Below are 23,223 nucleotides of genomic sequence, written 5' to 3'. Positions count from 1 at the left end.
TGACGTTGCGGCTCTTTTATGTTTTATCTTTTTGCAGGTCGCTGTATAAACGCCTTAGAATATGGGTTTTATACAGCTCCAGCTTTCTTTTCTCAATGGGATGATAGCTAATCCCTTCGGCTTTTAATTGCTGAATGAACCATCCTTTTGAATATTCATACGCCATCTTACCCCCTCCTCTGTTCGAAAAAGATATGCTTTAAAGAGGGGATTGATACTTATTTTTTTGCAGTCATGATTTCAAGTAATAATTCATACATTTCAGTAGCCGTTTTGAATGGGCGTTTTTGACGCATTTTCTCCTGATATTCATCCGATTGATTCACTAAGTCTGCTAATGTAGTATTAAAAATCTGATCATTTAGATCTTCTTCTTGAATGACTTTACAAAAGCCCTGTTTTTCAAAGCTGGAAGCATTCAATATTTGATCGCCACGGGATGCATTGGCACTAAGAGGGATAAGCAACATCGGCTTTTGCAAACCAAGGAATTCAAAGATTGAATTTGAACCAGCCCTTGACACAACGACGTCAGCTGCCGCCAAAAGATCAAATAATTCTTCATGAACGAATTCAAATGGAGCATATCCCTTTTGTTTCAATTCAGTCTTCACATTTCCCTTGCCACATATATGAATGATCTGATAATCCTTTAATAGGGCATCTAGGTTATCTGTGATCAAGTTATTGATTTTTACGGCCCCAAGGCTGCCTCCCATAACGAGTAACACCGGTTTATTATTCGTGAATCCACAAAATGCCTTACCAGCAGAAGGGTTCCCCTTAAAAATCCCATCGCGCAAAACAGCTCCAAGATACATGGCCTTCTCCTTCGGAAGGCCTTTTTCCGTTTCCTGGAAAGTAGTGAAAATCTTCGATGCAAGCGGCATGGCAATTTTATTGGCCAGGCCAGGCGTATAATCCGATTCATGAATCGCGATTGGAATTCTCAGCATCCTCCCTGCCAAAACGACGGGAACGGAAACGAATCCACCTTTTGAGAAAATGAAATCCGGCTTGGTCTTTTTTAATATTTTTCGTGCATCAAAAATTCCTTTAATTACTCGGAAAGGGTCTTTCATATTTTCAACAGATAAATAACGTCGGAATTTCCCAACTGATATCGTTTCATAACGGACCTCGGGAAATTCCTTTTCGATAATATTTTTTTCAATGCCTTTTTTTGAACCAATATAAGTAACATCCCAATCATGCTTTAAAAATTCTGGGATGATTGCTGCATTAACAGATACATGACCGGCAGAACCGCCTCCGGTAAACACTATTTTCTTAGTCAATATTTCCACCTTCCAAACTTAAAAAATCACTTTGCATCCATATTACCATATATTCTTGCCATTAATAACTTGAAAAAGGATTAAGTGAACCGTAAAACCCATTTCTTAATGTAATCATCGATTATTTTTCCTTTTTCAGCATGAATATATTATAATCTTAGTATTCTACAATACTACAAGATACATTGGAGGAGTAATACATTGCAAGAAGTTTCTGAATCTCTCCATCAATTTGATGGAATCGAAGCCTGGACCAAATTAGGAATATCAATAGGTATTTTTCTAATCTTCCTTTTGCTTCGGAAAGTATTTACTACGTATATATTCAAATTCTTTCTTCGAATCGCAGAAAAACATAAAGTTGAATTTGCCGCCAACTTAATGCTCGCTATAGAACAGCCGGTAAGATTGCTCATCGTTTTGATTGGTGTAATTATTTCAATGCACTATTTCCCGATTGACACACCATCGCTCGAACTAAGATCGAAAATATACAGATCATTTTTTGTTTTCTTGTTCTTTTGGACGATTTTCAATATCAGTTCGATCTTAACCATTTTATTCCCAAAAATAGTGAGTAAATTTGGCCTTGAAGTCGATGAAATTGTCATGCCGTTCTTTACGAAAATCATCAAATTAATCATCATTGCTTTTGGTGCCTCCATCATTGCGGAAGAATGGGGATTCAATGTTGATGGATTTGTTGCTGGGCTTGGTTTGGGTGGATTGGCTTTCGCTCTTGCCGCTAAAGACACTGTCAGCAATTTCTTTGGAGGAATCGTCATCGTTACCGAAAAACCGTTTACCATAGGAGATTGGATCAAAACGCCAAGTGTAGAGGGAACCATCGAAGACATCACCTTCCGAAGCACCAAAGTCAGGACTTTTGCCCAAGCGCTGGTTACCGTGCCGAATGCTACCCTTTCGAATGAACCGATCATTAACTGGTCAAAAATGGGGAAAAGACAGATTGCTTTCCATTTGGGTGTGAGTGTTACAACACCAAAAGATAAGTTGGAAAATGTCATTAAAGACATTGAATACATGTTGATTGATCACACAGATGTACACCCGGAAACCATTCTGGTTAAATTTGATGAATTTAGTCATTCCGGTTTCAATCTCTATCTTTATTTCTTCACGAAAGCAACGGACTTTGGAGGATATTTATCAATCAAAGAAGATGTGAACTTTAAAATTATGGAGATATTGGAACAGGAAGATGTACAAATTGCCATCCCTGCTCAAGCCTTCATTCTTCAAAAAGACTCAAATATGGAAGCCATGAATGATTTTGAATCCATGCGCGACTGACAAAAAAGGTTACGGAATGTCTCATTCCGTAACCTTTTTGATTTTTTATATTGGAATTGAAGCAGTTATAGAGCTTTGCGTTTCACATATATAGTTTTTACTTCTTCCATATATTCTTGCCAAATATGGCGTGTCCCCACTTTCCGGATAATGTAAAAAAATGAACAAGTCGCACATATGGTTTTGGGTGATTTGTACTCACGAAATGTCAAAACCAAAGTTGATTGGAACGAATGTACGATACTCATGATGAAAAAGCGAGTGCTCTACGCACCAATCAACGTTCGAATTCAAGACAGTCTAGGACTTGCCTTACAAACAAGTCTTTTTTTAGCTTCAACAATAAAATCTTAAAACATCACATGCTTATGTGATATAATTCTTTCATTGTGTTGAAAATTACAAATATTGATATTGAGGTACATCAATGAAACAGACTTATACAAAATCACAAAAGATCCGCCTATTATTTTATATATTGATACCTATCCTAATCACTCAAATCGGGCTATATGCGATGACTTTTTTTGATGTCATGATGTCGGGACAGTACAGCACCCAGGACGTTGCCGGTGTGTCGATTGGCAGTTCTCTTTGGACACCCGTTTACACGGGGCTGAGCGGGATATTGATTGCTTTAACACCTGTGGTTTCACAGCTCGTTGGTTCCAGGCAGTCTAAATCCGTTTCCTATTCAGTTATGCAGGCCATTTATTTAGCTGTCGCTTTAGCCTTGGTCATTTTAATCATTGGGGCGTTTTCTTTGAATCCCATATTGAATGCCATGAATCTAGAAGATAAGGTACATCGGGTGGCGCATGATTATTTGATTGCCCTTTCCATCGGAATCATTCCTTTATTCGTATATAATGCGTTAAGAGCCTTCATAGATGCACTAGGTCAGACTAGGATTTCCATGTTCATTACGTTGTGCGCACTTCCGATTAACGTCCTATTTAATTACCTATTAATATACGGAAAGTTTGGATTCCCCGAACTTGGCGGCGTCGGTTCCGGGTATGCTACAGCCATAACTTATTGGTTAATTGCCCTTGTTGCCATCCTCGTAGTGGTGAAAATCAACCCATTTTCAACGTATAAGGTTTTCGGTGAATTTTTTCGGGTCTCCTGGAAAGAATGGCGATCCTTATTATTGATTGGCGTGCCAATAGGGCTGGCTATCTTTTTCGAAACAAGCATTTTCTCGGCCGTTACTCTTTTGATGAGTAAGTATGATACCGTGACAATCGCTTCACATCAGATTGCCATGAATTTTGCGTCACTGCTTTATATGATGCCGTTAAGCATATCCATGGCATTGACGATCGTCATAGGATTTGAAATTGGGGCAGCTCGTTATAAAGATGCCAAAGAGTACAGCTGGATTGGCATTTCCATGGCACTGACGATGTCGCTTGTCTTATCGACTATATTATTCCTATTCCGGGAACCTGTCGCCTCTGCATACACTAAAGATCATGACGTAATGATGCTGACTTCACATTTTTTAATATATGCCATCTTTTTTCAGATTTCAGATGCCCTGCAGGCCCCTATACAGGGTATATTGCGTGGATATAAAGATGTAAATGTCACCTTTGCGATGTCTCTGGTCTCGTATTGGATTCTCGGGCTTCCCATTGGCTTTTTCTTTGCAAAGTATTCGGATTTGGGAGCCTTTGGTTATTGGATCGGCTTAATTTCCGGCTTGGCTCTCGGAGCTATAGGATTGGCTGCTCGCTTAAGGTTCATACAGCAAGTAAAATATAAAAAAATGGCGTAAAAAGAGTGAGGCTGGATAATGGCCTCACTCTTTTTTTCATTCAGATGATCACAACCTACACCACTAGGCCTTATATATTTTCCCGAGAACATCTTTCCCGCCTGTAACCGGTATGATGCTTCCGGTAATGAAATCCGATTTTTCATCACATAGGAATGTGATGACCCTCGCTATATCCTCCCCTGTACCCGGTCTGCCGATTGGAACAGTTACATCTTTCACCATTTTCGCACCCTTAATCTCTTCCTCTTTCCATTCACCTATGATATCGCCAGGACAGACCATGTTCACGGTGATCCCATAGGCGGCTTCTTCCGCAGCTAATGTTCTTGTTAGTGAGGTCAATCCGCTCTTTGCAGCGGCAAAAGCGGAACGATAGATCCAACCTGGTGCGGTTTCACTCCGTTCAAAACCTAATGAAATGACCCTTCCCCAACTTCTTCTTCGCATTAGCGGAATAAGCTCCTTGGCAATATAGAAAAAACCATTTAAATTACCGTCCATGATATACTTCCACTCATCACTGCTATACTCTGTCATTGGTTTACGATCATGCATATAAGGCCCAGCGTTATGAATGAAGATATCAACATGGCCAAAGGCATCCAGAATCAACTGAATGATATTTTTGCAATCTTTCTCACTTGAGGCATCGCCTTGAATCGCAAGTGCCTTTACTTGATACTTTTCTTGTAATTCATCCACCAAGTCCAATGCTGCCTTTTTACTTTTTCGATAAGTAATGATAATGGACATTCCATTATCCGCCAGTGAAAATGCCATTCTTTTGCCGATTCCCGTTGCTCCTCCAGTAATAAAAGCTACTTTTTCATCCACAGGCTTTCCCTCTTTATCTAAAGGATTTTACTTAATTATACATAAGTTGTGCGCATTTTCTATAATTTAGTAATTATAAAAACGAACCTATAGGCTTTCGCCTGCATAAAATATAAGAAATAAACCTGTCAGTCCACATGCAGGAGAAAGGAATTCAACATGTTTCCCTGGAATTCACTTTTTTCTTTTAAGAATAACCCGAACCAAAAGGACTTCATGAAAAATATGCAGCAAAGTGATGTTCAATCATTCATTGAAAAAGTATTTTCACAGGTAATCCCTGACAATATGCAAGGTATGATGAACCAACATGATAGCGGCTCACAAAAATCACAAAAGGAAAATGTCAGAACAGAACATCCTTTACATGCTGATGTATTTGAAACCCACTTATATGTTTTTGTAAGAATTCCCATTGAAGATGAATCTTGGCTAAAGAAAATGAAACTTTACCATACCTCTAACCAATCCATCATCGAGGGGATTCCAGAAAAGTCGGATCGGCATGTCATCACACTCCCCGCACTTGTGAAGAAAAAAGGGGCATCAGCCCAATATAAAGAATCTACATTGGAAATACGTCTTCAGAAAAGTTTCAATACCCAGTATTCAGAAATCGATGTATCCGAGATTTAAGTTGCTTCAACGGGACCACGCTAATCATAAGGTGTGGTTCCTGCTATTTTTTGGTGCCTATCTATTTTAAATTTCGGTACATACTATAAACACAATCGATCACAATTGAATTTATTCCATTAAATGAAATCAATTATTCGCGCAAAAAAAAAGCACACCCCATGCTTTGGGGTGCACTTTTCTATTAATCTATTATTTTCCGATGAATTGTTGAGTCCAGTAGTTACCAGATTCTACGTAACCTACTCCAATATGAGTAAAGCTAGAATTCATGATGTTTTCACGGTGTCCTTGGCTATTCATCCAAGCTTGTACCACTTCTTCAGGAGTTTGTTGACCTTGAGCGATGTTTTCGCCAGCTGTTTTATAGCTGATTCCGAATTGTTTCATCATATCGAAAGGTGAGCCGTAAGTTGGGCTATTGTGATCAAAGTAGTTTTTATCTTTCATATCTTGAGACTTGATACGTGCAACTTTGCTCAACTCAGTGTCAACTTTTAGAGCAGCCAATCCTTGTTTTTCACGCTCTGCATTCGTTAATTTCACAACTTCTTGTTCAAAAGCACTTAATTCAGAGCTAGTCTCTGGTTTTTTATCAGTGGATTTTTCTGGTGTTACTTCTGGTGCTTGAGGTTTTGCTTGTGTAGCTTCAGGTTTTGCTTGGTTCGTTTTTCCAACTTCTTGCTGAACTGGTGTTTGAACTGGTTTTTCAACCGGCTTTTGTTGCTGTTGCACCTGTGCAGCAGGTAAAGTGATATTGTATTTAGCTAGATATTTGTCAAGGACTTTTTGCATATCCTCTTTATTAGTATATTTAAAAGTTACTGGTTTAACAGTATCACAGTTGGCTGCTTCAGCTTGGTTAGCTCCTACTCCTGTGAATATAATAGCTGCAGCCGCTGCTGCTGACATAAACATTTTCTTTTTCATTCGTAATTCCTCCTGTGATGTTCGTTTTGTGTTGTGCTTTGCTTCTGGAATTATCATATCATGCATTTTTTGTAATATATGCACCAACAATTCCCATCAAATTCACAGGATTCGAATGAGAAAATATTATTATTCAATTTTCAGAGAAAGCAAGCAAGAATGCTTGAACTATCTATGTTTCTGCCAACAGTATAAATGCTCATATTTTTCCAAACATTCCTTGTCAATGGTAGTTACATAGAACCATTTCCATGGAATACTAATAACTTTTAATTGACATATCGTTTCCAAGCTGAATAATATGACTTTCTTTACTTTTATGTTACAAATTTTTCGATTTAAATTCACTTTTTGTCCTTCCATTGATAAGAAAAGGTAAGTCTATTTCAAACAACCCTATTAAAATGAATATTTTTACAAAATAAAAAACAATCCGGATATAAAACCCGAATTGTTTTGGTATTCTACTCATTTCGTTTCTTCGCCGTTCATCTCGTCCATTTCCTTTTTATCATCATTTTGTTCTGGAGGACTTGGTTTACCTATGACGAATTCTTTCTTGGGCATGTTGTGCATATCCCGTGCCGTTACATGAGCATATACATAATAGGTTCCTTCTTCTTCAAACGGTTTTTCCAATTCATAAATACCGTTCCCTTTATGTTTTGCAGGAATCTTGTCATGATCATCGCTATTTGCAAGCCAAATTTCAAAACTGACATCATCTGCATCTGTCACTTCTTCATCGCCATACGATACTTTTGCCTGGAACTTCACAGGCTCATTCACTTTGCCCTTATTAGGAACGACTGATAAATCGACATTTAACATTTGCGGAATTTCCTCTTCCTTGCCACAACCAGCCAACAAAATTAACGCCATGCAAAATAACATGATTTTTTTCATCTTTACACGTATCCCCTTTTTATGAATTCCATTCTTCTTTTATTGTCGGCAGCACAACCCTGACTTTTGTTCCTCTTTTTACCTTGCTTTCAATTTCTATTTTGCCATTTTGCAATTCCACCAATTTCTTAACGATGGAAAGTCCGAGCCCTGACCCGCCATCGAAACGACTGCGTGCTTTATTCACTCGGTAAAAACGGTTCATTACATATGGCAGATCTGCTTCAGGGATCCCGTTACCTGTGTCAGTAACCATTAGCTCACAATCTTCTTTATGCTGAATTAGAGTAATATTGATGGATCCTCCAGATTCGGTATACTGAATGCTATTATCAAAAATGTTATGTAGGATTTGCTCCATCCTCCCTTCATCCCCATAAATAATTGGGTCCGGATCTAGCTGAAGCTGCAGGTCCAATTGCTTTTCTTTTATGATCGATTCATATTTAACAAGCACATCTTCGATGAATTGTGCAAAGGCAATCGGGGTTCTATGTAAAACGAATGAATCACTATCCAATTTAGATAAGTCCATCAAATCACCTACAAGCCGCTGCAGCCTAAGAGCTTCCCTTGAAATGAGTTGAAGGTATTTGCGTTCCTCTTCATCATTCTTCACGACACCATCCAATATAGCCTGCGTGTAACCCTTTACGTAACTAAGCGGAGTCCTGAGTTCATGTGCAACATTTTCAAGAAACTCTTTTTTCCTTTCTTCTTCCAAATGGATGGAATTGGCCATATCATTGAAGGCTTGTGCCAGTTTACCTATTTCATCATGACTCCTTACTTGAACCTGTATGTCATAATTCCCTTCAGAGACACGATGAGCAGCAGTCTCGATTTCCTTAATCGGACTGATTAGCTTTTTCAACCATTTCGTTGTAAAAAAAATCGCGACAATCAAGAACAAAAGAACCGCAGCAATCCATTTTGCAGCAAATTCCTTAAGTAAGACCGTAATTGAGTCTACTGGAATATAGGTATAGATGATGCCTTCGAGGCGGTCATCGTCAATAAGGGGGATAATGGCCGCAACGATATTCTTTTCAAACCTTTTCTCATAGCCTTCTTTTTCAACCGCTTTTCCTTCTAAAAGCATTTGTCGTTCTTCTTCAGATATTAGGGTGTCATAATTGATTTCAAAAGGCAGACAGGCACTCAATTCCCTCGGGTTGTTGACGACAAAGACCTCGCTGTCATTCTTGCTGTTAAACCATTCAACCTTTTGTTTGAAGTCATCGGTGATTTCACCACCAGAATAATCCGCGCCAAGCAATGATGCTTCATTGACTAAATCCGTTTTAAGCTTCTCCACATATAGATTTTTATAATAATATTGAGAAAGGGAGTATGCGAACAGAACGGATAGGATGATGGCAGTGATGATGGTCAGCCATAATTTAATAGAAAGGGATTTCCAATTGGCTCTCATTTCTTCTCCTCGATCTTATAACCGATTCCCCAGACGGTTTGAATGTAATCGGCCGCCCTTAATTTCATCCGCAACGTTTTAATATGTGTATCCACGGTCCGTAAAGAACCTCCATATTCCCCGCTCCATACATTTTCAAGAAGTTGTTCCCGGCTGAGTGCTTGACTTTTATGACGCATAAGGAATAAAAGCAATTCGAATTCTTTCAAGGTTAAATTGATCGTTTCCCCTTCCACCGAGACCGTTCTGGATTGTAAGTTTAAGCTGATTTTACCGAATCGGACATAGTTTTGACTTTCTTCATTCATAGATAGTTTTCCTGTCCTTCGTAATACCGCTTCAACTCTTGCGACCAATTCTCCTGGATTGAACGGCTTGACGATGTAATCATCCCCACCGAGCTTCAACCCTTTCACTTTATCCCATTCTTCACCTTTCGCACTGACAAAGATCACAGGGATATCCCAATTTTCCCGGATTTTTTCACAAACCGAGAAACCGTCCATACCTGGCATCATGATATCCAATAGAATTAAATCCACTTCCTCTTTTTCAATCATACTTACGGCTTCATTTCCATTTGCAGCCTGAAGGCATGGATAACCTGAGTTCAGCAAATACATTTCAACCAGATTCCGCATATCTTCTTCATCATCAACGACTAAAATGGTGTAAACATGCATGTCAATCTACTCCCTCAACATGAATTGAAATGGACCTTCGCCGACTTTAATCGTTTTTTTAACATCGACTGTTTCAGTATCCATCACATACACTTCATCACTATCATACCCCGCCACAACCACATCTTCCTTAAAGTTCGCCATTTCAAAAGGATTGACGCCGACCACTTTGCTTTTCACTTCCTCATATTGATCATTTAATTTATATAAGGAGCTTGTACCGTGACTAAGGACAAAAATGCCATCATCATTCTCAAGGAACTTTATCGGCATGGTGGGAGCCTTCAACTTACTCTTCAACTCTCCGGTACTTGCCGAATAAATATATAGATTTTCTTCCACTTGGTCCCCATCACCATGGCCCCCTATCCATATTTCATCCTTTTCTTCCCTTAATAAAGAGCCGGTGCTAGAACTATGTATAGGAAATTCAAAATCGACCTTTTTCGTTTCAAGATTTATCACTGAACATTTTGTATCACCAAAGTTAATGACATACAAACGATTCTCCTCCACTCCTTGAAGAACGGTCAAGGGGCTTTTTCCTACCTTGACTATATCCTGCTCCTCCCCTTCATCATTAAAAAAGTATATGGAGTGATTCGATTGATTGACTGCCACGATGCTTTTTCCATCATGCAACAACTGCATATTGACGATTCCTTTCCCTACTTCCCAGCTGTTAATCAGTTTTCCAGCTGATAAAGAATACGCCTGGACTTTCTCCATCTCTTTCCCATAAATTAGGATAGTATCTTTATCTGCCAGTAGCAACGCTCCGGTAAATGGTTCTGAAATATCCCATGTGGCAAAAGCATGATAGTTTTCATCTATGAAAGTAAGGGAGGTATCCTTGATATTGACGGTCGCCAAGAAAGATTCACCTTTGTTTATTTTAGTAAAAGTATTACTGCTAGTACATCCAGTAAGCAGTAAGACGGCAAGTAAAAGCGCAATGCCCCACTTCATATTTTTAGCTCCTTATTCATTAAATAACTAGTTTTATAAAATTTTAACAATGAGTTGTGAAAAAAGTATGAAGCGGAAAAGAAAATTTGCCAACAGCATTCGCAGTGTCTGAACGGCGATCATAATCTTTCCAGTTCAGTGACATAGGCCATGGCGATCGCGGTTTTCATCTCGTTAGAAAGTGAAGATTGCATCACACGTTTAATGCTGAGGTAAAACTTCTCCAAGACTGGTTTTCGGGCACGCGGATGTGCATTTTCATCCAAAAGCTCACGACGGATGAGTTCAGATAACACTTCCCTTCCGTCTCCATCCGTCACCTTGCGATTATTCCATATACTTAAATAAGCCTCCAACAATTCTTCTTGCATGTCTGTTTCTTTCATTTTATCCCTTCCATCCATTACTAATTTATACATATTATGAATCAACTTTGTAAAGACTATCTTAATAATACGATTACGCTTTTAAAAATTCAAAAGGGAGTGAGTACAATGTCTCAAGTATACCGCTGTCCAAATTGCCGGACAAATAAATCTCGCTTCAATCTCATTCAGCAAGTAGCAACCCCCATTAAAAAGGATCCGCAATCCGGTGAGATTGTTGAACAATATTCAAACGATTCCCTTCAGCCATTCCATCTAGCATATAATGGTCCTGAAGTTCGGGTTCAATGTGCTGCTTGCGGATTAATAGAAGACGAAAAGACATTTGCCGCCTTTGGAATGCAGCAATAAAAATGGTCAGACCCAATAATGGGTCTGACCATTTTTTCAATCTTTTCCCACAAACTTTTCAGCCCGGTCTATGGCAATTGGAATGGCCTTTCCATCCTCATATCCTTCATCCAACATTGCATTTGCAATTTCAATAGCCTTTTCCCTGACATCTTTATCTAAATTCTTCATTGAATCCGGGTAATCATTATTATTCCATGGCATGTATACCGCCTCCTTAGAAAGTCTCTTTAATATTTCCCTTCATAAATAGGCGGTAAACGTTATTGAGCCGCTTTCGCTTCCAAAGCCTTCAACGTACTGATAATACTCTCCCTCTCCAACTTTTCCCCGATTATGACGATATTCAATGGCATTTTTATCATTTCATTCATATACATCGGCATTCCGTATGAGTATTGGAATAAATGAGGGTATTGTGAATGTGTAAAGGAAATGTATCCTTTCATTCTATAGACCGTTTCCGGAAGAGACCTAAGCCAATCTTCAAAGTCAGTTTGTTCCACAGCTCCTTCAAAAGTATGAACGACTGCAGATAGATGCAAATGGTCGTGGACATTAAGCTTTTGAACGCCCTTTTGTTTTTTTCGTTGCATCTGTTGCAGCGATGCCAAGGAAACGGCTGCATACTCTGTCAATAAACATACCGCATCCGTATTCAGCGCCTGTATCGTATAAATCAGCTGTGCGGCTTCCATCTCACTAACTAAATCCGCTTTATTCAATAATATGAAATCCGCATGGTGAATTTGTTCAGCAAGCAACTGCCGCAGCTGCGGCGAGAGCTCTTCCCGATCGCGCCACCTTAATAAATCGACAACTGTTATAATCCCTTTATATTCTAGCCTTTTAGCGAAAAGCGGCGACATGATACCATCCAGTACTTCAACAGGATGTGCAGCGCCTGTGGTTTCAATATAAACGGCGTCCAGGTCGTTTTCAGTTAACAATTCATGGAGCTGTACCTCCAGCTTATCCTGAATGGTACAACAAATGCACCCGTCAAAAAGCTCCTTCAGAGGGACTTCATCACCTATCAACCCACTGTCCACCGATACACTGCCGAGTTCATTTAAAAGAACGGCCACTTTTCTACCCGCTTCACTTTCCTGTTTTAAAATATTTCGTAGAAGCGTCGTTTTCCCGCTGCCGAGAAAACCGCCTAATATGTAAACTTCCGTTGTTTTCATTCGTATCTGCTCCTATGATCCTGTTAAATTTGATTCCGTTAAATTCTATCATACTTATCCTTCTAAATCATTTGCCGGGACCACATAAAAAAACCAGCCCGTAAGCTGGTTTTTCAACAATGACTCATGCTTGAACTTCGTCTTTATCGTAAATTGGCACCCAGCCCGCCGCTGTAACGAAAATCCGAACTGCAACGGTTTTCCTATCCTCCGCCAACGTGAAATAATGTCTTGTTGATTCTGGTACGCTAATCAGATCTCCTGGATTAAGCCGTACATCAAACCACTGTTTATCACTGCCTTCAATGGCAAAGATACTCGTTCCGCCTGCTATGAAACGCACTTCGTCATCCTCATGGTGATGTTCCTGCTTAAAGTTTTCAAGCATTTTATCCAGGTTTGGATTTGCATCGGATAATGTGATGATATCATGCGCTTTATAGCCTCTTCTTTCCGAAATTTCCGCTATCTCGGATTTGAATGTTAAAAGGATTTCCTCTTTGTCAGCATCTGTTAGATCATATTTTTCTACAAGATGAGCTGGTAATTTCGAAATATCCCATTGCTCATATATTACGCCCTGTGTTTCTAAAAAACCTTTTACCTGTTCACCGTTTTCAATAACCTCGTTTGTTTCATGGAATCTAATTGTCGCCATCATTCATTCCTCCTCGATATAGTTTTTATTTTACAGAACCTGCAAGTGCCTGTTGTTGATTGAGCAAAAGTTGATATTGAAATAAAAATTCACAAGCTTCAAGTATTCTTTTTGCTTCGAGCCCGCTTTCACCCCAAACCGTTATACCATGATTACGGATGAGCACGGCACCAGAGTCTTCTTCGACATGCGGCTTGAATTTTTCAGATAACAGCGGAATGTCAGCGTGGTTATATATGATTGGAATGCGAAACTCTGAATCTTCATCCCACCTACCAGTCGCTTTAATGATTTCATGATTCCGAAAAGTCACTTGACCTTCATCCCCGTACAATTCCGACATCACATTATTTTCCACTGTGTGGATATGGAGTACACAGTTCGCATTGGTTTTCCCGTAAATAACGGTATGAAGCAAAGTTTCGGCCGAAGGTCTTAACTCCGTTTCTTCAACTGGGTTTCCTTTTAAATCCACCAGTAAAAAGTCCGAATCCGATTGCTTTCGTTTATCCTTACCGCTTGCCGTAATATAAAAGAAAGGGCTTTTGGGTTCACGAATGGATAAATTCCCGCTTGTTCCCATGAACCAATCCCTTTCGGCCAGTTCTGCTTTAATCTCCGCCAATTCCAGCCATTCTTTACTCTGTGTGTTCATGCCCGTGGCTCCTCCCGCTGCTTTAAAATGTCAATTACATCATAAAACGTTTCAAATCCTTGATGTGGGATTCCATCTTTATTACATTTCTCAAGCAGAATGTCACGAGCAATGACAAAATCAGCCTGTTTTGCTGCTTCAAAATCAGTCACTGAATCTCCGATGACGAGTTTAAAATCATCCTCGCCTGCAATTTCCCTCATAATTGAAGGCTTACAGCAGCCACAATCATTTTTACATTGGTCATCACAAGCATTGGGCCACTCTATATAGATCCTTTCCTTATCGAAGTAGGCATTGTTACAAAAAACGGAATCTGGGGGCAAGATTTCATGTAAAAGAGGTTCGATAAAAAAATCCATGCCTCCGCTTACTATATATAAAGGAATGTTAGCTTGTTTCGTATACTCAACGAATTCATAAAACCCTGGCCGAATGCCAGCTGTGTCTATTACATATTGAATGATTTCATCCTTCAAGGTACTGTCAAGCAGGGAAAACATATCGCCTACCCCAGAGGATATACTGATTTTTTGTTGAAGAACCGCATCTTTCAACTCTTCCCATTCTGGAGGCGCAAATTTTTTCATGATAGAAATGATATTATCTGTGTTGGTGATCGTACCGTCAAAATCACAAAAGATGATCGGTTTCATTATTTCTTATAAGCCTCCCCATAAAACAAGAGCTTTTTTTAGTGTTTCTTCCTCAGCCGCCGCTTCAGATAGGTCCTTTCCTGCTAGAACGGCTTCCACAGCAGAACGGAAAGCCTTGGCCCCGCCTTCTGCTCCGTCAGGGTGTCCGTGGATACCACCTCCGGCATTGATTACGCTGTCTATACCGAAATCCTTGATTAGGTCGGGAACCATGCCCGGATGAATACCAGCTGAAGGAACAGGGAAGGCCTTTTTCCAAGAAAGTTCATCTTTTGTCAGAGCTTTTGCAATGGCTAATGTCTCGTCTTTTTCAAGTGCGACATTTCCATAAGGGGATGGGAATAAGGATAAATCTGCACCTGATAGCCTCACTAATTTACCAAGCAATAATGGATAGCCGATTCCATAAAAAGATGAAGAAGCCAACGCTCCGCTAAATGCGGGATGTGCCATGATCGGCAGCTTGATTCGATCATGTTCACGCAAGGCTTGCATTACATCCAAACCATATGTATGAACGTTGAACAATAAAGCATCTGCCCCTGCTTCAGCCGCTTGCTCTGCCTTATCCAATAATTCAAATGTTTTCCCTGATAGATTGACAGCATATAAAGTTCGGTGACCAGTGGTTTCATAGACTTCATTCAATATTCTTTTTCCGGTTTTAATTCGATCGATAAAAGGAGTCTGTTCCTGGTCAAAGAGAATCTCGTCGTCTTTTACAAGATCGACACCTCCTAATGCCTGTTGCTTCAGTTGCTCATTATGGAATGTTAAATCCCGTCCTAACACACCTTTGAAAATGCTCATCACAAGAGGCCGATTATATACTTCAATCTTCTCTCTTATGCCTGCAATACCAAATTGCGGACCAGGAAAAGCCTTGTGAATATCACCGATAAAATCCAAGTCGATCAGTTTAATTTCACCGTCCAATGAAAGTTTACCGAAGACCGTCGTGAGGATTGCGGGTAAATCATTAGAGAAATTCCCTGCTGGATAAGCAATTTTAATGAATGAACGGTACACTTTACGATCAAAATAGCGGTTAGCCTTCTCTTCTTCAGCTAATGGTGTCACAGAGACGACACGTCCCTTATGCTTTTCCAGCTGCTTCTGAACTAAATGGGGCAGGTCCGTCCATGTTCCCACAGTCAAACCCAAGGCAATGCTTTCTGCTTTTTTCTCATGTTTTCCATCAAAATCATGAATTAAGTAAGTAGCGATTATCTCGCTCATCTGATCACTCCTATAACACGTTAGTAGAATCTCGAAGTCATTAACTTTAAATCTCAAATTGGCAAAAGCCCCTTCACAATGAAGAGGCTTTAAAAAGCCATCTTCTTATCTCCCAGCCATTAGCTGCAAGAATTAGCACCGTGCCTTGTGGATTTCAAGAAAATCCGGCGAAGAATTCCGCCCCATTTTACAATGGAATTACGGTCGGTTGCTGGGCTTCATAGGGCTAGTCCCTCCACCTGCTCAAAATAAGAAAACGCTGATATATAGTTATGTTTAAGTATCGAAAGATTAAGAATTTAGTTTGTATTCTGACAGGTAATCCGTACATTGTCAATAGGTTTATGATTATTTAAGGTGGATAACTTCTCCCCCAGTTAAAATATGTTTAATGCGCGTATCCGTTCGACAGCCTCTTTAAGCCGTTCTTCGGAAGTAAGAAGCCCTACCCTGACGTACCCTTCGCCAAATTCACCAAATCCATTTCCAGCAGCTACAGCTACGTGGGCATGCGTTAATAAATAATCCGCAAAACTCTCGGATGTAAACCCTTTTGGTATCTTGAGCCAGGCAAAAAAAGAGGCGTCCGGAGCTTTGACATCCCAGCCGATGGCCTGTAATCCCTCAATGAAAACATTCCTTCGCCCCTCGTATTTCTTCACTAACTCCTCTACACAACTCTGCGAGTCAAGTAAAGCACTTGCCGCTGCTTCTTGTATCGCCGGGAAGAGACTCACATAAAGATGGTCTTGCAAAAGCTCAAGCGCTTCTATGACACTTTTATTCCCAACTGCGAAGCCGACTCTCCACCCTGCCATATTATATGTTTTCGATAGTGTATATATCTCAATTCCTATATCCTTCGCTCCCTCAGCTTGGAGAAAACTTATCGGTTTTTTCCCTTCAAATCCTATCGCCCCATATGCAAAATCGTGGACCACACAAATGGAATGCTCTTTTGCGCAGGAGACCGTTTCCTCAAAGAAACTTAAAGTTGCAGATGCACCAGTAGGATTATTCGGATAGTTCAAGAACATCATTTTTGCTTTATCAAGCACGTCACTATGTATATCTTTGTAATCCGGAAGAAAACCATTTTCTTCTGTCAGCGGCATGACTTCCGTTTTTGCCTGAGCTAGAACAACACCGGAAAGATAATCAGGATAGCCGGGATCAGGAACCAGAATCGTATCCCCAGGATTCAATAAACATTGTGGCAATTCCACAAGTCCTGCCTTTCCACCAAAGAGAATCGCGACTTCGCTATTGGGATCGAGCTTGACCCCATATTCACGTTCATAAAAGACAGCGGCAGCATCTTTTAAATATTGATGCCCACGGAACGGTGAATATTTATGATTAATCGGTTTTTCAGCGGCTGCCTGTAGACTTTTCACAATATGCTCAGGTGTCGGCTGATCAGGATTTCCCTGACCTAAATTAATGACATCATGTCCTTGTGCTGTAATCGCATTGACTTTTGCGACTAGAGAGGCAAAAAACTGCTTGGGCAGTTCCTGAAGCAGTCTTGATTTTTCAAATTGCAACATTTTTACACCTTCTCTGAAATTTCTTGAAATTCTAGTCACAAATGATATATGTTTATCATCGTCTTGTAAAGCATTTTTTACATGTGGTGGTTTTATACAATGAAACGGAAAATAGCCTGCCTCCAAATCGATATTGCCTTTGAGCAACCAGATATCAACTTTTAGGTTGCAGAACAACGGATCGAAAAAGCTGCACGATCAGAAGCCGATATCTTTATTTTACCAGAGCTTTGGACAACCGGATACGACTTGACCAGGTTAAATGAGATTGCCGATCACTGGAGACCCCTATTGATTAGCCGTGCCGTCGAAAACCACGTATATGTTGTAGCCGTGAATCGTTCAGGTACGGATGTCAAAAATATATTTGCCAGACATTCCTTGATTAAAGATCCATGGGGAGCTATCGTAAGTGAAGCCGGAGATGAAAACGAACTGTTGCCAGGCACGCTGGACTACAAGAAAGTTTCGAAAGCTCGCAACAAAATACCTGTTTTTGAAGATCGCCGTCCGGATTATTATTAATTTCCCCATTGACAAACTATTTAAAAAGTTGTTATTATTTTCCCGAAGATTAAAATTTCAGAAAACATATACTCTTATCAAGAGCAGGCTGAGGGATAAAGGCCCTATGAAGCCCAGCAACCGACTGTAATACCATTGTGAAATGGGGCGGATTCACCGCCGGATTTTGAAATCCGCAGAGCACGGTGCTAATTCCACCAGAAAACTTTTTTCTGGGAGATAAGAGGTCCGAAGCTAAAACTTCTGCCTCTTTCTTAATGAAAGAGGCTTTTTTATTCTTAAAATGTGGAGGGGAAAAGAATGACTCAAAACCATTCAAATTTTAAAATATTAACAAATGAAACAGCTATAACCCTTGCAAAAAAACTAGGGTTGGTCAATTCAGATGCCAGTTTAAACTGTAAAGAAATCGGCGATGGCAACTTAAATTACGTTTTTCATATTACTGACACAGCCACAAATAAAGGGATAATAATCAAACAAGCGGTCCCTTATGCCAAGGTACTTGGCGAAAGCTGGCCGCTGACTTTGAAAAGGGCTGCCATTGAAGCAAATGCACTTATTCATTTCAAAAGCTATTGCCCCGAATTCGTACCGCAAGTATATTATTCGGATGAACAGCTTGCCATCACAGTCATGGAAGATTTATCACACTTAAAAATCGTAAGGACGGGATTGATTGATGGTGATCCCTATCCATTGCTTTCACAACATATTGGTGAGTATGTTGCAAAGACGACATTCTTCACTTCCGATTATCATTTAGAACCACCTGCGAAAAAAGAAGTGGCCCGTCACTTCACGAATCCAGAGCTCTGCAAAATCACCGAGGTCTTTATTTTCACGGATCCATTTTTCGAGGAGCTCCCAGGAGATTTCGAGGTGGAATTGACTGATGCCGCCAAAAAGATTTGGAATGATCAAGAAGTGATACTCGAAGTCGCTAAGCTGAAACAAAGCTTTGAAACCGAGCAGGAAGCCTTGCTTCATGGAGATTTACATACTGGAAGTATATTTGCAAGTAAAACTGAAACAAAGGTTATAGATCCAGAATTCGCTTTTTATGGCCCCGTCGGTTTTGACCTAGGCCAATACACCGCCAACCTTCTCTTTCAGGCAGTCACACGCAATGCAGCTGGGAAAGAAGAGATCTTCACATACCTCCATGAATTTTGGAATGCCTTTGAAGAAACATATACTGAACTTTGGAACACCCAAAATAAAAGTCCCTTCCGCCATGTGAATGGTTATTTGACCTATTTACTGACTAAATTCAAAAGAGACGCATTCGGTTTTGCCGGCTGCGAACTGATTCGGAGAACAATCGGCCTTTCTCATGTTGCAGATTTAAATGTCATTGAAGATAAAGAAACAAGGGTCGCAGCCAAAACGATATCATTGGAGATTGGTGCACGTTTAATTAAAAAACGGGATGAATTGGATGTTCCAGCAATAATTGAAGTGTTGAAGCAACATACACTGCCATCTTATACAACCCTTTAAAAGGAGACCTATACATGACTACGCTAGCGCCATTACCATTTTCGGTACAATGGGATGATACCCATATCACCCTATTAAATCAACAAGGCCTTCCCTCTATCACTGAATTTATTAAACTTCATTCAGTTGATGATGTATATGACAGCATTTTAACATTAAAGGTACGCGGGGCCCCAGCAATTGGACTGACTGCAGCATTCGGGGTAGCACTGGGTGCCAAACAAGAAACATCCACGGAATTAGGGGAATTCAAAAAAAATGTAATGAGCCATATTGAGAAGCTTGCCTCTTCCCGGCCTACTGCAGTCAACCTTTTTTGGGCTTTAAAGAGAATGGAGAACATATTAAATGCAGCACAAAGCATTTCGACTGCCAAAGAAGCACTGGTATCGGAGGCCAAAGCCATCTTTACTGAAGATGAAGAAATGTGCAGGAAAATCGGGGAACATGGATTGTCCCTATTTGCTAAAGGAGATTCCATTCTAACTCATTGCAATGCCGGTGGAATCGCCACTGCCCGGTATGGCACGGCCTTGGCTCCCTTTCACTTAGCTAAAGAAAGGGACTTTCCGATAAAGGTGTACGCTTGTGAAACCCGACCAGTCCTGCAAGGGGCCCGTTTGACCGCTTGGGAACTGATGCAAGCCGGTGTCGACGTCACCTTAATTTCTGATAATATGGCAGCCCATACGATTCATCAGAAACAAATCAATGGTATTATAGTTGGGGCCGATAGGATTGCGGCAAATGGAGATACAGCCAATAAAATCGGGACATTGGGATTGGCCATATTAGCCAGGCATTATGGTATCCCATTTTATGTGGCCGCTCCATCAACCACATTCGATCTTTCTATCGAGTCAGGTACATCCATCCCAATCGAAGAACGGAATGGAGATGAAATCACTTTCATTCAAGGTGTACGAATCGCCCCGGAAAATGTAAAGACATTCAATCCAGCCTTTGACGTAACACCTAATCATCTAATTACCAGTATTATTACGGAAAACGGAATCATTCAACCGGATTTTGTCAAAAACATTCCACTTTATGTTAAGTGATTCAGGCTTCATTTATTGACGACTAAAAAAACGAGACGGATATCCGTTCTCGTTTTTCAACTTATTGATTTATTCTTGCGAGGTGTATTATAAAATTATAGCATGATCAACTTTATATGATGTTTTCGAAGGAATTCCTACTTTGAAAAGAAATCTTGAAGTGCCTTCTTATTTTTAGCGTAGTCCATTTCCAACACGGCTCCGGTCTCTGGATATACTTCATCTTTAAAGCTTCCTTCCACTGGGATCCTTAAAGTTTCGACGGTGTCTGGTGTATGAAAGACGACTTTTGGACCCATTTCCATTATCGTTTTCAATCCAATATCCGTATCTAAATATGAAAGGCCTTGTTCGATTATTTCAGGAAGGGCTACCATCCCTTCAAAGGATGAGATTTGGTTTATAAATCCTGTTTTTAATTGAACCATTACTTCTTGTTGACGTTCTACCCTTCCAAAATCACTTTCATCGTCATGTCTAAAGCGGACATATTTCAATATTTCCTCACCATGTAAAACATTTTCACCAATGCTTGTTTGAATGCTCATATTATCAATGATTTCCCGGTCCACATCCACCACTACCCCCTCAGGGGCAAGCAAGTCCACCATTTTCACAAAACCCTGAAAGTCAATGACTGCTACATGATCGACTTTTACTCCAAAGTTTTCGCGGATGGTTTTCTTGAGCAGTTCCCTTCCGCCATAATAATAGGCTGCATTTATTTTATTATATCCGGATTTATATCCTGGGATTTTCACATAACTATCACGCATGATGGAGACCAACTTAAGTTTCTCCTGTTCAGGGTAGTACTTTGCCAGCATAATCGCATCTGATCGGGATTTTTTCTCCCCCCTAGAATCAACACCAATAAATAGAAATGTTTTCTCGCTTTCTTGGTTATCTTCTTTGGTTAACTTTTTTTCCGTATCTGCATTTCCATTTTGTTTGGGTAAAGGGGCATAGGTGCAGCCTGCCAGAATCAAGACCATTAGATATATGAAAAGTACCTTTTCTTTCATTACCTCACCTCATCGGAAATTTACCCATATTTTTACCTTTTATTGGAATAATATGCATGTAACGACAAAAAAGCCCGTCAACGGTAACCGCTGACAGGCTTTTTAGTATAAAATATTTATTTGATTTCTTTCTTTACTACTTCTACCGCTTTTTTCACTTGTGTGTCGTTTTTAAGGATTTTCTCACGGATGACTTGCATCAATTTGACGGTAGTATCGTCTTTAATGGTGCCAGTTTCGTTAATTTTTTGGTCCCTTTGGAATGCTTTGACTGCATTGGTTGTTTCTTGATCAAAGAATCCATCTATCTTACCTGGATCATGACCAGCTACCTTCAGCATCTCTTCAGCTGCTTTCACTTCACTGGAAGAATCGGATGCTTTCAATTCCTTATCCGGCGAAATGTATGGAAGGCTGGCATAGTCAGGAAGTTTGACATTAATATCCGGCTTAATCCCTTTTTTATGAATCCAGTTGCCTTTAGGAGTCAACCATTTAGCTGCCGTGTATTTGAAGTTAGAACCATCATCGAAGTCTTGGGCAGTCTGGACAGTCCCTTTCCCAAATGATTTAACACCAATCAATGGGATGTCCGCAGATTCACTGACGGCCGCTGCGACAATCTCAGAAGCGCTGGCACTGCCATCATCAATCAATACAGCTATCGGAATCTTCAACTCTCCGTCATTCTTCGATTTATAGACTTCTTTATTCCCGCTACGCTCCTCAACTTGAAGGACCACTTCCCCATTTGGTATGAACAGGCTTGCCATATCTATAGCTTGGTCAAGCAGCCCACCGGGGTTTCCTCGTAAATCCAAAACTAGACCCTTCATATCTTTCTTGGACATTTCTTCAAGCGCCGTTTTCAGCTCTTGGACAGTATGTTCGGAAAAACTGGTTACTTGAATTTTTGCAACCCCATCATCAAGCATTTCTGCATAAACAGTTTCAATCGGGATTGTGTCACGTTTAATCGTGAGCTCAATCGGTGCGGACTCACCAGCTCTTGAGATGGATAAATCCACTTTCGTTCCCTTTTTGCCCCTGATTTTCAGGACAGCTTCAGAAGAGCTTAAACCTTCTACGCTTTTCCCGTCCACACTTAAAATGATATCATTCGGTTTTATCCCTGATTTTTCGGCGGGAGATCCTTTAATCGGTGAGACGACCATAATTTGTCCATCCTGCTCTTGTATCTCGGCACCGATACCTTCAAAGGAGGAAGAGATGCTCTCATGGAAACTCGAAGCTTCCTTTTTATCCATATAAGCAGAGTAAGGATCATCCAATGAATTGATCATCCCATTAATTGCACCGTCAACAAGCTTGTCTTCATCAATTTCTTCATAATAGTTATCTTTTATCGTATCGTATGTAGAATACAGCTTTTCAAACTCCGAATGTTTATCCGGTGCTAATGAATCTACTTTTTCATCTCCAAAGGTCAAGGCTATTGTAGTAATCCCTGCGGTTAGGAATATGACTAAGAAAATCCCCATAATGAACGTAAACTTCTTTATTTTAATGAATTTCCCTGCCTCTTTTGGCTGTTTTTGATTTTCTTCTTCCACTGAAGCCTCACCACTTTCATTCTTCATGACGAAATAAACGATTTCTTTCTATTTTATCA

24 protein-coding genes, 1 pseudogene and 2 riboswitches are annotated in these 23,223 nt (G+C 40.1%); of the genes and pseudogenes, 7 read left to right on the top strand and 18 right to left on the bottom strand.

From position 1 onward, the window contains the following. Nucleotides 1-16: 16 nt before the first annotated feature. On the bottom strand, nt 17-166 hold the full coding sequence (locus tag LQ203_RS19330; protein ID WP_230160388.1) for a DUF2639 domain-containing protein: 150 nt from the start codon (nt 164-166) through the stop codon (nt 17-19). Between the two features lie 52 nt (nt 167-218). Continuing rightward, nucleotides 219-1,307, bottom strand: a complete 1,089-nt coding sequence (locus LQ203_RS19325) for an undecaprenyldiphospho-muramoylpentapeptide beta-N-acetylglucosaminyltransferase (RefSeq protein ID WP_290370619.1) — start codon at nt 1,305-1,307, stop codon at nt 219-221. 192 nt (nt 1,308-1,499) lie between these two features. Between LQ203_RS19325 and LQ203_RS19320 the strand changes: the two genes are divergently transcribed. Both LQ203_RS19320 and LQ203_RS19315 read left to right on the top strand, forming a co-directional pair. After that, entirely contained in the window at nt 1,500-2,612 is a 1,113-nt protein-coding gene (locus LQ203_RS19320) for a mechanosensitive ion channel family protein (RefSeq protein ID WP_230160386.1), read from the top strand. Between the two features lie 427 nt (nt 2,613-3,039). After that, a complete protein-coding gene (locus tag LQ203_RS19315; RefSeq protein WP_230160384.1) occupies nt 3,040-4,395 on the top strand; it encodes an MATE family efflux transporter in 1,356 nt (451 codons plus the stop codon). A gap of 63 nt (nt 4,396-4,458) precedes the next feature. Here LQ203_RS19315 and LQ203_RS19310 read toward each other — a convergent pair whose 3' ends face one another. Further along, on the bottom strand, nt 4,459-5,232 hold the full coding sequence (locus tag LQ203_RS19310; protein WP_230160382.1) for an SDR family oxidoreductase: 774 nt from the start codon (nt 5,230-5,232) through the stop codon (nt 4,459-4,461). A 159-nt stretch (nt 5,233-5,391) separates the two neighbouring features. On the opposite strand from LQ203_RS19310, the gene LQ203_RS19305 reads away from it, so the two are divergent. Next, entirely contained in the window at nt 5,392-5,868 is a 477-nt protein-coding gene (locus tag LQ203_RS19305; protein ID WP_230160380.1) for an Hsp20/alpha crystallin family protein, read from the top strand. A 192-nt stretch (nt 5,869-6,060) separates the two neighbouring features. Here the strand turns inward: LQ203_RS19305 and LQ203_RS19300 are convergent, their stop codons facing one another. The 6 genes from LQ203_RS19300 to LQ203_RS19275 all read right to left on the bottom strand — a co-directional run bounded on the left by LQ203_RS19300 (nt 6,061) and on the right by LQ203_RS19275 (nt 11,210). Beyond that, nucleotides 6,061-6,798 carry a CAP domain-containing protein gene (locus LQ203_RS19300; protein ID WP_230160378.1) on the bottom strand — a complete coding sequence of 246 codons (738 nt, stop codon included), beginning with the start codon at nt 6,796-6,798 and terminating at the stop codon, nt 6,061-6,063. A gap of 468 nt (nt 6,799-7,266) precedes the next feature. Beyond that, nucleotides 7,267-7,704, bottom strand: coding sequence for a FixH family protein (locus LQ203_RS19295; RefSeq protein ID WP_230160376.1), 438 nt, complete (start codon nt 7,702-7,704; stop codon nt 7,267-7,269). 19 nt (nt 7,705-7,723) lie between these two features. Continuing rightward, the gene (locus LQ203_RS19290) at nt 7,724-9,139 is read right to left on the bottom strand and encodes a HAMP domain-containing sensor histidine kinase (RefSeq protein ID WP_230160374.1); all 1,416 of its coding nucleotides are present in this window, start codon (nt 9,137-9,139) and stop codon (nt 7,724-7,726) included. Beyond that, nucleotides 9,136-9,822 (bottom strand): response regulator transcription factor, encoded by a 687-nt coding sequence (locus LQ203_RS19285; RefSeq protein ID WP_230160372.1) that lies wholly within the window; start codon nt 9,820-9,822, stop codon nt 9,136-9,138. Before LQ203_RS19285 ends, LQ203_RS19290 begins: the two co-directional genes overlap by 4 nt. 6 nt (nt 9,823-9,828) lie before the next feature. Further along, on the bottom strand, nt 9,829-10,791 hold the full coding sequence (locus LQ203_RS19280; RefSeq protein WP_230160370.1) for a WD40 repeat domain-containing protein: 963 nt from the start codon (nt 10,789-10,791) through the stop codon (nt 9,829-9,831). A 119-nt stretch (nt 10,792-10,910) separates the two neighbouring features. Then, a complete protein-coding gene (locus LQ203_RS19275; protein WP_230160368.1) occupies nt 10,911-11,210 on the bottom strand; it encodes a hypothetical protein in 300 nt (99 codons plus the stop codon). 75 nt (nt 11,211-11,285) lie between these two features. On the opposite strand from LQ203_RS19275, the gene LQ203_RS19270 reads away from it, so the two are divergent. Further along, nucleotides 11,286-11,528, top strand: a complete 243-nt coding sequence (locus LQ203_RS19270) for a hypothetical protein (RefSeq protein WP_048688669.1) — start codon at nt 11,286-11,288, stop codon at nt 11,526-11,528. 36 nt (nt 11,529-11,564) lie between these two features. Here the strand turns inward: LQ203_RS19270 and LQ203_RS19265 are convergent, their stop codons facing one another. From LQ203_RS19265 to LQ203_RS19235, 7 genes are all read right to left on the bottom strand, one after another. Further along, nucleotides 11,565-11,732, bottom strand: coding sequence for a hypothetical protein (locus LQ203_RS19265; RefSeq protein ID WP_230160424.1), 168 nt, complete (start codon nt 11,730-11,732; stop codon nt 11,565-11,567). 59 nt (nt 11,733-11,791) lie between these two features. Then, entirely contained in the window at nt 11,792-12,718 is a 927-nt protein-coding gene (locus tag LQ203_RS19260) for a CobW family GTP-binding protein (protein WP_230160366.1), read from the bottom strand. Nucleotides 12,719-12,842: 124 nt separating this feature from the next. Further along, on the bottom strand, nt 12,843-13,376 hold the full coding sequence (locus LQ203_RS19255; RefSeq protein ID WP_230160364.1) for a cupin domain-containing protein: 534 nt from the start codon (nt 13,374-13,376) through the stop codon (nt 12,843-12,845). A 25-nt stretch (nt 13,377-13,401) separates the two neighbouring features. Next, entirely contained in the window at nt 13,402-14,031 is a 630-nt protein-coding gene (locus LQ203_RS19250) for a methylthioribulose 1-phosphate dehydratase (protein WP_230160362.1), read from the bottom strand. Continuing rightward, the gene (locus LQ203_RS19245; protein ID WP_230160360.1) at nt 14,028-14,687 is read right to left on the bottom strand and encodes a 2-hydroxy-3-keto-5-methylthiopentenyl-1-phosphate phosphatase; all 660 of its coding nucleotides are present in this window, start codon (nt 14,685-14,687) and stop codon (nt 14,028-14,030) included. Before LQ203_RS19245 ends, LQ203_RS19250 begins: the two co-directional genes overlap by 4 nt. Nucleotides 14,688-14,693: 6 nt before the next feature. After that, a complete protein-coding gene (gene mtnW, locus LQ203_RS19240) occupies nt 14,694-15,926 on the bottom strand; it encodes a 2,3-diketo-5-methylthiopentyl-1-phosphate enolase (protein WP_230160358.1) in 1,233 nt (410 codons plus the stop codon). Nucleotides 15,927-16,028: 102 nt separating this feature from the next. Beyond that, a riboswitch (SAM riboswitch) is annotated at nt 16,029-16,181 on the bottom strand. Between the two features lie 122 nt (nt 16,182-16,303). Further along, nucleotides 16,304-17,476 carry a pyridoxal phosphate-dependent aminotransferase gene (locus LQ203_RS19235; protein ID WP_290370618.1) on the bottom strand — a complete coding sequence of 391 codons (1,173 nt, stop codon included), beginning with the start codon at nt 17,474-17,476 and terminating at the stop codon, nt 16,304-16,306. Nucleotides 17,477-17,575: 99 nt separating this feature from the next. Between LQ203_RS19235 and LQ203_RS19230 the strand changes: the two are divergent. The 3 genes and pseudogenes from LQ203_RS19230 (at nt 17,576) to mtnA (ending at nt 20,565) form a co-directional block, all read left to right on the top strand. Next, nucleotides 17,576-18,001 (top strand): annotated as a pseudogene (locus LQ203_RS19230) (nitrilase-related carbon-nitrogen hydrolase). 71 nt (nt 18,002-18,072) lie between these two features. Continuing rightward, a riboswitch (SAM riboswitch) is annotated at nt 18,073-18,227 on the top strand. Between the two features lie 74 nt (nt 18,228-18,301). Beyond that, the gene (gene mtnK, locus LQ203_RS19225; protein ID WP_230160355.1) at nt 18,302-19,504 is read left to right on the top strand and encodes an S-methyl-5-thioribose kinase; all 1,203 of its coding nucleotides are present in this window, start codon (nt 18,302-18,304) and stop codon (nt 19,502-19,504) included. A 14-nt stretch (nt 19,505-19,518) separates the two neighbouring features. After that, complete coding sequence (gene mtnA, locus LQ203_RS19220) at nt 19,519-20,565, top strand: S-methyl-5-thioribose-1-phosphate isomerase (protein WP_230160353.1); 1,047 nt, start codon at nt 19,519-19,521, stop codon at nt 20,563-20,565. A gap of 137 nt (nt 20,566-20,702) precedes the next feature. Here mtnA and LQ203_RS19215 read toward each other — a convergent pair whose 3' ends face one another. Together LQ203_RS19215 and LQ203_RS19210 are read right to left on the bottom strand one after the other, a co-directional pair. Next, entirely contained in the window at nt 20,703-21,590 is an 888-nt protein-coding gene (locus LQ203_RS19215; RefSeq protein WP_230160351.1) for an LCP family protein, read from the bottom strand. A 116-nt stretch (nt 21,591-21,706) separates the two neighbouring features. Next, nucleotides 21,707-23,164 (bottom strand): S41 family peptidase, encoded by a 1,458-nt coding sequence (locus LQ203_RS19210; RefSeq protein ID WP_230160349.1) that lies wholly within the window; start codon nt 23,162-23,164, stop codon nt 21,707-21,709. Nucleotides 23,165-23,223 lie beyond the last annotated feature (59 nt).

It is taken from the genome of Peribacillus sp. Bi96 (genome assembly GCF_918698115.1).
In the GTDB taxonomy this organism is placed as follows: domain Bacteria; phylum Bacillota; class Bacilli; order Bacillales; family DSM-1321; genus Peribacillus.
This window is presented reverse-complemented; position numbering and strand designations above follow the sequence as displayed.